The 10,735-nt window shown below is 39.9% G+C and carries 9 protein-coding genes; 3 read left to right on the forward strand and 6 right to left on the reverse strand.

From position 1 onward, the window contains the following. Window positions 1-670 (reverse strand): type I restriction-modification system subunit M N-terminal domain-containing protein (locus tag QZ265_RS02995; RefSeq protein ID WP_296403295.1); only part of this gene is annotated, 670 nt, incomplete at its 3' end. Window positions 671-1,066: 396 nt separating this feature from the next. Between QZ265_RS02995 and purU the strand changes: the two genes are divergently transcribed. Then, on the forward strand, window positions 1,067-1,963 hold the full coding sequence (purU, locus tag QZ265_RS03000; protein WP_296403270.1) for a formyltetrahydrofolate deformylase: 897 nt from the start codon (window positions 1,067-1,069) through the stop codon (window positions 1,961-1,963). 119 nt (window positions 1,964-2,082) lie between these two features. Here purU and QZ265_RS03005 read toward each other — a convergent pair whose 3' ends face one another. Together QZ265_RS03005 and dxs are read right to left on the reverse strand one after the other, a co-directional pair. Continuing rightward, window positions 2,083-2,913, reverse strand: a complete 831-nt coding sequence (locus tag QZ265_RS03005) for an inositol monophosphatase family protein (protein WP_296403272.1) — start codon at window positions 2,911-2,913, stop codon at window positions 2,083-2,085. Between the two features lie 130 nt (window positions 2,914-3,043). Beyond that, window positions 3,044-5,080, reverse strand: coding sequence for a 1-deoxy-D-xylulose-5-phosphate synthase (dxs, locus tag QZ265_RS03010; protein WP_296403297.1), 2,037 nt, complete (start codon window positions 5,078-5,080; stop codon window positions 3,044-3,046). Window positions 5,081-6,034: 954 nt separating this feature from the next. On the opposite strand from dxs, the gene ribA reads away from it, so the two are divergent. Then, window positions 6,035-6,718 (forward strand): GTP cyclohydrolase II, encoded by a 684-nt coding sequence (gene ribA, locus QZ265_RS03015; RefSeq protein WP_296403274.1) that lies wholly within the window; start codon window positions 6,035-6,037, stop codon window positions 6,716-6,718. A 23-nt stretch (window positions 6,719-6,741) separates the two neighbouring features. Next, entirely contained in the window at window positions 6,742-7,782 is a 1,041-nt protein-coding gene (hemF, locus tag QZ265_RS03020; protein WP_296403276.1) for an oxygen-dependent coproporphyrinogen oxidase, read from the forward strand. Window positions 7,783-7,864: 82 nt separating this feature from the next. Here hemF and QZ265_RS03025 read toward each other — a convergent pair whose 3' ends face one another. The 3 genes from QZ265_RS03025 to QZ265_RS03035 all read right to left on the reverse strand — a co-directional run bounded on the left by QZ265_RS03025 (window position 7,865) and on the right by QZ265_RS03035 (window position 10,345). Further along, window positions 7,865-8,860, reverse strand: coding sequence for a mechanosensitive ion channel family protein (locus QZ265_RS03025; protein WP_296403278.1), 996 nt, complete (start codon window positions 8,858-8,860; stop codon window positions 7,865-7,867). A 91-nt stretch (window positions 8,861-8,951) separates the two neighbouring features. Further along, a complete protein-coding gene (gene gloA / locus QZ265_RS03030; RefSeq protein ID WP_296403299.1) occupies window positions 8,952-9,443 on the reverse strand; it encodes a lactoylglutathione lyase in 492 nt (163 codons plus the stop codon). A gap of 254 nt (window positions 9,444-9,697) precedes the next feature. After that, the gene (locus QZ265_RS03035; RefSeq protein WP_296403301.1) at window positions 9,698-10,345 is read right to left on the reverse strand and encodes a carbonic anhydrase; all 648 of its coding nucleotides are present in this window, start codon (window positions 10,343-10,345) and stop codon (window positions 9,698-9,700) included. Between the last annotated feature and the right edge of the window lie 390 nt (window positions 10,346-10,735).

Below are 10,735 nucleotides of genomic sequence, written 5' to 3' on the forward strand. Positions count from 1 at the left end.
TACCTGCTGTTGGGTCATAGATCGTACGAATGATACCGTCTTTACTCAGTGCTTCATCATCTTCCATAAATACCAATGAGGTAGTCAATCGCACGATATCGCGCGGTGTGAAGTGCTCCCCTGCGGTCTCATTCGAGCTTTCTGCGAAGCGGCGAATCAATTCTTCAAATACCAAGCCCATCTCATGGTTAGTGACGGTATCTGGGCTCAAATCGATGTTCATAAACTTTTGTACCACTTTATACAATAAGTTGGCATCGTTTAACTGACCGACAAACTCTTCAAATTTGAAATGGGCGAATATCTCACGGGCATCTTTTGAGAATGACTGAATATAATGGCTTAAGTTGGCTGCAATATCACTTTGACCCATCTTAGCCAACGTCATTGGTGAGGTGTTGTAGAAGGCAAGACCCTTGGTCTTACGTAATAAGTATCTAGCTTCTGCTTCCTCATTATTTGGCTTTTGTTGCTCAGGCAACTCTTGTAAGCGCTGCATCTCAGCCAAAACAGCATCTTTGCTATCTTCTAGCACACACTCCAAGCGACGAAGTAGGGTAAATGGCAGTATAATACGACCGTACTGAGATTGCTTAAAGTCACCTCGTAGTAAGTCAGCCACTGACCAGATGAAGCTAGCTAGGTTATTAGAAGTGGCAGTTTGCGTCATATGCGTATTGTTGGCACTATTGGTATTATTGGTATAAATGGACATAGATTTCTTATTTGTTATTCATTGAGTTAATAGAAAGTTTATTAGGGTTTACTATTGCTAGCTTATGATTTGTTAACTAAAAGACCCGTAAACCATAGTAAACATTTTCGATAACTTCAGTTTAGTTATAAGGCATTGAATTGTCTATATCCATAGAGCCATTAAAGATTAAAATAGCCAATGAATTCTATAATGAGGCATTAATTTTTAGAATTTAATATGAATCAAACTTTTATAATAAATTTCAGAGCAGTTATTTAAGGTAGTGTAAGCATATTTAAGATAATATAAGCTGCTACAATTATACCAATGCGTGCTTACCATTAAGTTTATCTATTCTCTAGGGCTACTATGTCAGACAATTCACAACTCATAACCTCAAAACCAAATAGAGCTATCGATACCGCCACCCTACTGATTAAATGCCGTGATAAGGCAGGTATCGTTCAAGCAGTATCAGAATTTATTCATCGTTATGGCGCTAACATTATTACACTTGACCAGTATTCAACTGCTCATGAAGGCGGTCAATACTTTATGCGTCTAGAGTTTGCATTAGCAGGTCTTAGTGAAATTATTGAGAATTTTGAAGCCAGCTTTTCGCATACCGTAGCCAAGCGTTATGAAATGGAGTGGCGACTACATGATAATGCTATAAAAACCAAAGTCGGTATCTTAGTTTCTAAGTTCGACCATGCGCTGCTTGATTTATTATGGCGTCATCAGCGCGGTTTATTAGATTGTGACATTACCTGTGTGGTCAGTAACCATAATGACTTGCGCCAAGCTGTAGAAAACTTTGGCATCCCTTTTCATCATGTCGCAGTGAACAAGGATAATAAGGTAGAAGCCGAAGAGCAAATTCATCAGCTAATGGCTGATAATGACCTGTTGGTTTTAGCTCGTTATATGCAGATTTTATCCTCAGATTTCGTCAATCGTTGGCCAATGAAGATCATTAATATTCACCACTCATTTCTGCCGGCTTTTGTGGGTGCAGACCCCTATCGTCAAGCGTTTGATAAAGGGGTGAAACTAATTGGTGCGACCGCTCACTATGTGACAGCCGACTTAGACCAAGGTCCTATTATTGAACAAGACGTTCACCGTGTGACGCACCGTCAAGGGGTAATTGAACTGAGAGCCATTGGCCGTGATGTAGAGCGTAATGTGCTGGCGCGTGCAGTGAACTGGCATGTGCAGAATCGAGTTATTGTCAGTGGCAATAAAACAGTGGTATTCGGATAAGGTTTATTTTTTAGTTTCAACTTCAAATTTAGCCAAAAAAAAGCCCATAAATCAATATGACTTATGGGCTTGTATTTATAGACTTAGTCTTATGTGCATAAATGCTAAGCAAGCTTTACTTAGCGAACCGCATTACCCCAAGTCGGTACAACTATCTTCATTAATGGCTTTAACAGTTTAACATTACAAGCAAAGATTGACCCCGTCTGCATTGCATTATGAGCGCCATGATGATCCACGACGACACCACGTGCTTCGTTAACAATTAACTCACCGGCAGCAATGTCCCAAGGCTTTAATTTCATTTCAAAATAGCCGTCGAAACGTCCCGCTGCTACATAGGCTAAGTCCAAAGCCGCTGAACCCAAACGACGAATTTGACCACCTTCTTCAGCAATCTTTTGTAAGGTTGCAAAATGCTCTTTGGCATAAGACACCACTTTGTCGCCTTCTTGACGCTCAAGGGGATGACCGGTTGTAAATAGACCACCTTCGATGGTTTTATGCTGGCTTACTTGCAAACGACGCTGGTTAAGTCGAGCGCCTTTACCACGGCTGGCAGAGAACATCTCGTCACGCACAGGATCATAAATCACACCATGCTCAGTGACACCTTTGTGTTGAACGGCAATAGAAATACAAAAATGTGGAACACCATGTACGAAGTTATGAGTACCATCAAGAGGGTCAATAATCCAGCACCAGTCTGAATCACTACCCTGACCTTCTTGTAGCCCAAACTCTTCACCTAAAAATGAATGATTAGGATAGTTAAACTTTAAAGTTTCAATCGTCAACTCTTCACTAAAGCGGTCAATCTTAGTGACAAGACCTTCAAGGCCTTTTGACTCTATATCGAGTTCGATTTTATGACGATTAAGATGCGCTTTTAATAATTCTGCACCGACTTTTTCAGCAGCACGGGCTGCTATTACGACCATTGGTTCCATAATTTTCCTATTTGCTCTATTAAAGCAGTTGAAACTTAGCTAAAATTTTTAGCTAAGGTTAAATAATATAAGCGTCATGGCTTAAATAGCTTCATTAAAGTAGACAATACAGTCAATCAAACGTTGGCTATTATTTTGCCACAAACAAGCTACGTAATTGTGACGTCACGCCAGCCACATCCAAGCCACAGTCGGCCAATTGTTCGTCATGACTGCCATGTGCAATAAAGCTATCTGCGATGCCAATGTTTTTGATATGAACCTTGTCGTTAACACTATCAGTATGATTCAACAAATACTCATTGACTGCACTGCCTGCCCCGCCCATCACCGAGTGCTCTTCAAGTGTAACGATATGGGTATAACCTTTCTCAATTAGTCCGTCAAGTAAATCAGCATCTAGTGGCTTGACCCAGCGCATATTGATCACACTAATCTCACTAAGCGTTTTAATAGTGTCATCATTGATAAGCGTTTTTGCAGCCGCATCAGCAGTCGCTACCATGGGACCAAAAGCCAATAAAGCTAGTTTGCTAATATCATGGTTATTTGAAATATGGTTATTTGAAATATTGTTATTTGAAATATTATCTGCTGTATGTTGCATATGTTTCGACGGATAAACCGCTTCTATCACCGCTTTACCTAGCGGATAACTCTGAGCAGGCTTAGCTATCTGTGCGCCTGGGCCAGTGCCACGAGGATAACGCACAGCAGCAGGCCCTTTATACTCATAACAAGTATTTAATAACTGATAGCATTCATTTTCATCTTTTGGGGTAGCAATTAGTAAGTTTGGCACGCAGCGCATATAGGCCAAATCAAATACACCCGCATGTGTCGCCCCATCTTCGCCGACCAACCCTGCTCTATCGATACCAAAGGTCACATCTAGATTTTGTAAAGCAACATCATGTATCAGTTGATCATAGCCACGCTGTAAAAAAGTAGAATAAATCGCCACAATAGGTTTCACATCTAAAGTAGCCATACCTGCAGCCAAGGTAACCGCGTGCTGTTCAGCTATCGCCACATCAAAGAACTGCTCAGGATACTTTTGAGCGAACTCAGTCATTCCAGAGCCTTCTTCCATCGCAGGCGTGATAGCAATTAACCTATTATCTACAGCTGCTTTGTCACAAAGAAAATCTCCAAATACTTGAGAATATTTCTTTTTAGTTAATCTTGGTTTATTAGCATCAATCGTTTGCTCGGCTTCTGCTTGTTGCAGAATTTTACTAATAGCGTGGTATTTAACCGGATCCCCTTCAGCAGGAATGAAGCCTTTACCCTTAGTGGTATAAACATGAACTAGAACAGGGCCTGGTACTTTTTTTGCCCGCTCAAGCACTCTTAGAAGCTCAGGTAAGTCGTGACCATCAAACGGGCCAAAGTAATTAAACCCAATGGCTTTAAATAAATTGTCAGCTACTTTAGGGATGTCGCGTAAGGCACTATGACGGGCACGGCGCTCAGACATTGGCATTTCTGGTCGATGTATTACTTTTGGCTTACCTGATGCAGTAATATCTACTTGAAAGCCCGACTCCCAAAGCAAGGCCAAATGACGTGAAAAACCTCCAATGGAACAAGAGATCGACATATCGTTGTCATTTAGCACAACCAACAAATCTGCATCTTGCTGCACGGCATCATTCAACGCTTCAAAAGCCATACCGCCAGTCATAGCACCATCACCAATAACACAGGCCACTTTCGCATCCGACTTAAGATGACGTAAAGCGAGACTCATGCCCAAAGCGGCAGAGATTGACGTTGAAGAGTGACCGACTCCGAAGGTATCGTACTCTGATTCTTGACGTTCAGGAAATGCAGTAAGGCCATTTTTGGCGCGTATGGTGGCCAAGCGGTCTCGACGACCGGTTAATGCTTTGTGCGCATAAGCTTGATGACCCACATCCCAAACTAATTTGTCTTTTGGAGTGTCTAATAAATAATGTAAGGCAAGTGTCAGTTCAACCACCCCTAAGTTGGCACCAAAATGGCCACCACTTTGTCCGGCTGAATACAATAGATATTCACGCAGCTCATCGGCTAGGGTTAATAGTTGTTCTTGAGTTAATGGCTTTAAATCAGCAGGCGAATCTATAGTATCTAATAATGGGGTAATAGGACGTGACGATGGAATTTGGCTAAAAAGACGCATTGCTGTTGGTTTATTAACCACAGCCTCAGAAATCGCCACATCAACGCTACTTCTTTCAGATGGTGAATCCACTTGATGCGTGGGTGCAGGCTTGGGCTTAGTTGAGTTAGAATATTGCTGCATAGACCTTACAAAACCTACTAATCTTATTATAAAGACGCTGTCTATTTAGCCAATTAAGCTTGCTTAATAGAACGATAGCTTATCATTACGGTGAAATTTTACCAAAATCATAAGTAAAGCATCAGTATGGGTGAATATGGGTAAAAATAATGTATCTGACTTTTGACAATAGTCCACTAATTTTTAGGACACAGTTAAAATAACAGACCTATGCATCCTCTGCATAGATTAAAACCCGTTCGAGTATTCTTATTATAAGCAATGTATCGATTATTGATTAAAGGCTACTTTTTAAATCGACGACCACTTTATAAATCTAATACCACTTGGTATATATTTACAATTAATTACCCCAAATAGCTCAAGTGCGACTATGATTAACGCCCTTGATATTTCGTAAACTGCCGTCATTAAATATATATGATAAGTTATAATGGGTAGAATAAGCCAGTATGCCTATCCCAAAGAATAATTTATAGTCCTTGTTAAGCCCATTGTGCCTATTTTTCTTAAGTTAAATAATTCCAGTTAGTTAATTTAAATTAGATAACTTGAATGATTTAATTAGGGTTAAATAATCAGCTTTAAATAATCAAGGCAAGTTAATCATACCGAGGTCAAGCAGATACTCTATCGGGATAAAGAGTATGGCATAATACCATTTTTTTTCATTTGACGCTTTATTCATCAGACTCTCTGTGTGAAAAATGTATGTAATTCACTACGGATGGGGATGTATAGTAGGGTTCTTAGCACTATTGACGCTTAGTTTGTATTGATATATCACCCTAAATTCTACCTTATTCACGAATATGACTTCTTAGGTCTGTAATGTCTCAACAATTTTCAAAAAACAAAACCCAATCTCCTTACAAATTTGTTAGTAAAGCCAAGCTTCCCACAGTGCATGGAGAATTTGATATCCATGTGTTTGAGAATGATGAGAAGCAAGAGCATGTTATGCTAACCTGTGGCTTACCTTTAGACCCAGCGCAACATAAGTCAGCCGAGCAAGCAGCGCCCTTGGTACGGATTCATTCAGAATGTTTGACTGGTGATGCTTTTTCATCATTAAAATGTGACTGCGGACCACAATTAAATGCCACTATGCACGCCATTCAAAAAGAAGGGTGTGGGGCTATTTTGTATCTACGCCAAGAAGGTCGTGGTATTGGTTTGACCAACAAAATTCGTGCCTATGCGTTACAAGACCAAGGTCACGATACCTTAGATGCCAATCTGATGTTAGGATTGCCTGCCGATGCCAGAACTTATGAGATGTGTAAGCCCATGCTAGACCATGTAGGCATAACCAAGCTACGTCTATTTACCAATAATCCCGATAAACTAAGCTACCTTGAAGATTTGGGCTTTGATGTGGTTGAGCGCATTCCTTTAGTGGTTGGCCTCAATCCTTTTAATGTGGACTACTTGGCAACCAAACGTGAGCGTATGGGACATCATTTATCAAGTGACATTTCATCTTTGGTATTTAAGCCCATATCAGACCAATAAATAACTTGTCCACGGAGTACGGCATGACGATTTCCGCTTTTGGAACAAATGACATTCTACCGACCCCCTCTGAGCATAGTGGTGATACTACTACTGCACATAAAATCCAGCAGGTGCATAACTTTTTGGTTCAGCTGCAAGCCAATATTTGCCAAGCCTTGGAGCAACAAGAAGCAGAGGGTGGCGGAGAGGCAAAGTTTATCCCAGATGATTGGATTCGCCCTGAAGGCGGTGGTGGTCGCTCTTGTGTCATGGCGGATGGTAATGTTATTGAAAAAGCGGGCGTGATGTTCAGTCACATTCATATTAATAACCTGCCTGCCACGGCCACTGCTCGCCATCCTGATATCGCTGGCCGTGAAGCACAAGCTTTGGGAGTATCTTTGGTGGTGCACCCTCGCAACCCTAATGTACCGACTAGCCACGCAAATGTTCGTTTTTTTGTCGCAGAAAAAGAAGGTGAAGCGCCTATATGGTGGTTTGGTGGGGGCTTCGACTTAACTCCTTTTTACCCAGTATTAGAAGACTGCATACACTGGCATCAAGTTTGTCATGATCTATGCGCCCCTTTTGGCGAAGAGATTTATCCTGAATTTAAGAAATGGTGTGATGATTATTTTTATTTACGTCATCGTAATGAGCAACGCGGTATCGGTGGCTTATTCTTTGATGATGTAAACAGTATGAGCCGGGGTTGGGATTTTGATACTTGCTTCAAACTTATGCAAGCAGTGGGTCAAGGTTATCTTGATGCCATGATGCCTATCTTTAATAAGCGTAAAGACACCCCTTATACCGAACAGCAGCGAGAATTTCAGTTGTATCGCCGTGGCCGATATGTAGAATACAATTTGGTATATGATCGTGGTACTTTATTCGGTTTGCAAAGTCATGGTCGTATCGAGTCGATTTTAGTAAGTTTACCCCCTTTGACAGGTTGGCAATATCGTTATGAGGCTGAACCAGGTACAGCTGAATATGAATTAACGGACTTTTATCTAAAGCCTAATGATTGGTTAAATATTGATACTAATAACATTGGATGTATTGACAGCCAATCATAAGATTGCTTAGAACCATACTACCTTGACAGATACCATAAATTAAGCCCTAAATTTTCATTTAGGGCTTAATACTTTTAGCTATTTAATCTTTTGTTTGATGCGTATTTTCATGCGTATTCTCATGCTTATCTTTGGCAATACCTGATAACCCTTGCATGCTTTGCTGAGAATTGATGACTTTATCTGCCAAGGCATGAACTGAACTATCACTAAAATCCAAAGTACGGATTGGGAAAGGAATGTTAACGCCCGCCTCATCTAAATGATCTTTAATCTCAACAATGACCTCATGAATAGAAGCCACCTTATTGGCTTGATTGCCATCATCAATAAACCATCTTACTTTAAGATTTATACTAGAGTCTCCAAATTCATTTGCCACCACAGAGGGCTCAGCCAACTTAGAAACAGTTTCTGCCTTTTGTAAAGCTTTAAGTATGGCTTGTTTGGCCAGTCTAATATCATCATTATAACCGATGCCAACGGTTAGTTCCAAACGGCGACTTTTGTAAGCGGTATTGACGGTTAAGGTACTGGTATATAGTTGAGAATTGGGAATGACAACCTGTCTACCATCATAGGTTCGAATGGTAGTGGCTCTTACCTTAATATCCTCGACTGTGCCTTCAAATTCACCGGATATTATCTGATCACCAATGCGAAACGGCTCAGAGAGCAGCAGCAAAATACCGGACAATAAGTTTTGAAAAATATCTTTAAAAGCAAAGCCAATGGCAACCGAGCCAATACCTAATGCTCCAACCAACTTAGCGGGCGTAAAACCAGGTATAGCAATTACCATGGCGATCATAAAACCAATAAAGAAAATTAATGCCCCACCCAAGCGCTGAAAAACCCGTATCAAATTACGATGGGTATGGGTCTTAGAAAGCAGCTTAGTCACCACCCCTTTAAAAATAATAGAAAATAACCAAAATAATAGCAGTACCATGAGTGCCACTATAAAATAAGGCATGCGTACAATAAAATCGTTAACTATATCATTGCCTGCTGAAGCAATGGATTGGTATTCGCTTATCTTATTGCCTACTTTTTCAGTAACCGTAGTTTGAGGCATGAAACTCCCTATATTTTGACAATAAATTTTAATGAGTTGCTTTAAACTAATAGCTATACAGGCTCAAAACTAGTACGAAAAGCCTACCTGCTTAACCCATTAAGTCTGCTTGAACAACTTCAATCCAGTAGCCATCCACGTCTTTGATAAATACCACGTTTTTCATTTTACCTTCATTAGGGCGCTTTTTGAACTCTACATTGTTTTGATCAAACCAAGCTACGGCAGCATCAAGGTCAGGTACGCTAAAGCAAATATGACCAAATCCTTGCGGCTCAGCATTACCGTCATGGTAAATACGACCTTCCAAATTTTCGGTACCGTAATTGTGGGTCAGCTCTAAGATACCACGCTGACGGAAGGTATAAATAGCTAAATCTTGGTTTGATGGTAGATTGGAACGCTCTTCATCGGTTAGTTTAGCCAAAAAATACAAGTCAAAATCCATCTCTGGAAACTTTTTAATAGTTAGTAATGTCATCCCCAGCACACCCGTGTAAAACGCTAAAGATGCTTTTGGGTCTTTAACACGTAACATAGTATGATTAAAGGTATAACCTGTAGTGACCGAAGCAATAGGCATCACACCGTCAACCTTAACTGATGTAGCAGGTTGGTCAATATAGTTAGTTGGATTGCTAGTAGTTGGCTGATCACTATGAGTAACTGACATGATAATTTTCCTTATAATAAATAATACTAAACCGGTAAGTTATGACCACTAGATTACAAAAAATATAAGTTAATGACTGAGTACAATAATATTTAAAAAACAACATTGATTCATAATTACTTACTTACTTACTTGCTTATTTGTTCATACTTATCCATAAATACTTATATAGGCAAGAATTCTACTTCGCCGGTTTGTAAGTTGTATTCTGCGCCAACAATTAGCAACTCACCAGCATGGTTCATGTCTTCAAGTAAGCGTGAAGCATGCTTCAGTTGACTTACAGACATACGTACATTGGCACTGATAGAGTGATTAATAAGCTTCTGCACATCTATTTCACCGCCTTTGGCACTTGCTAATTCGTGCAAGTTGTAAACACTTGGACGAATACGATCGACAATAGACTGCAAATTAGGGGTGTAGTTTTGCTCAGGGTTTAATAGCGCCTCTACACAAGCCGTCACAGCGCCACATTGTGAATGCCCCAATACTACGACAAGACGAGTACCGAACTTCTCCACTGCAAATTCGATAGAGCCAATTTGAGAAGGTGCAACCACGTTACCTGCAACACGTATCACAAATAAATCACCCAAACCTTGGTCAAAAACTATTTCTACAGGAACACGGGCATCGGAACATCCTAAAATAATAGCGAAAGGATCTTGTTCTGAAATTAATTCATGGCGAGCCTGCATCCGATGTTCAGGATCTGTTAAGCTCTTTACGTATCTTTCATTGCCATTTTTTAGCCACTGCAGGGCTTCTTCACCTGTTCTTGGTCTATCACCTAAATTTCTTGTGGGCATAGTAGTAATCATCTCATCACATTATGAATAAATATTGGGCATAATTTTAACATAGGCTTGTGCGGTTCAAAGCTATTAATGGCTCATTTTTACAGACATTGCACAATAGATTTTAAAAGTTTAAACCATAAAGCGCACGATTTATTAACCGTTTTTTAGCGCTCATTACATACAATAGCTTTGCAGCTTTTAAAAATTTGTAAAATTTTGGAGACTTAACAAATCTTCAATATTTAACAAAATAACAAATCAAGCATTAACCGAATACCGAAATGGATAGCTTAACATTAGATATTATTGAGCAGATAACATAATGCAGTTATCATAAAGCAAATAGCATAAAGCCCTCATCAAGAGGGCTTTAATTTTTTATTTTTTTGGCATAAGAAT

Source organism: Psychrobacter sp., assembly GCF_018260395.1.
In the GTDB taxonomy this organism is placed as follows: Bacteria; Pseudomonadota; Gammaproteobacteria; order Pseudomonadales; family Moraxellaceae; genus Psychrobacter.

What these genes read in the sequence shown, in the direction of transcription:
- purU (WP_296403270.1), top strand. Translation starts at nt 1,067, where the DNA reads ATGTCAGACAATTCACAACTCATAACCTCAAAACCAAATAGAGCTATC.
- QZ265_RS03005 (WP_296403272.1), bottom strand. Translation starts at nt 2,913, where the DNA reads ATGGAACCAATGGTCGTAATAGCAGCCCGTGCTGCTGAAAAAGTCGGT.
- dxs (WP_296403297.1), bottom strand. Translation starts at nt 5,080, where the DNA reads ATGCGTCTTTTTAGCCAAATTCCATCGTCACGTCCTATTACCCCATTA.
- ribA (WP_296403274.1), top strand. Translation starts at nt 6,035, where the DNA reads ATGTCTCAACAATTTTCAAAAAACAAAACCCAATCTCCTTACAAATTT.
- hemF (WP_296403276.1), top strand. Translation starts at nt 6,742, where the DNA reads ATGACGATTTCCGCTTTTGGAACAAATGACATTCTACCGACCCCCTCT.
- QZ265_RS03025 (WP_296403278.1), bottom strand. Translation starts at nt 8,860, where the DNA reads ATGCCTCAAACTACGGTTACTGAAAAAGTAGGCAATAAGATAAGCGAA.
- gloA (WP_296403299.1), bottom strand. Translation starts at nt 9,443, where the DNA reads ATGCCTATTGCTTCGGTCACTACAGGTTATACCTTTAATCATACTATG.
- QZ265_RS03035 (WP_296403301.1), bottom strand. Translation starts at nt 10,345, where the DNA reads ATGCCCACAAGAAATTTAGGTGATAGACCAAGAACAGGTGAAGAAGCC.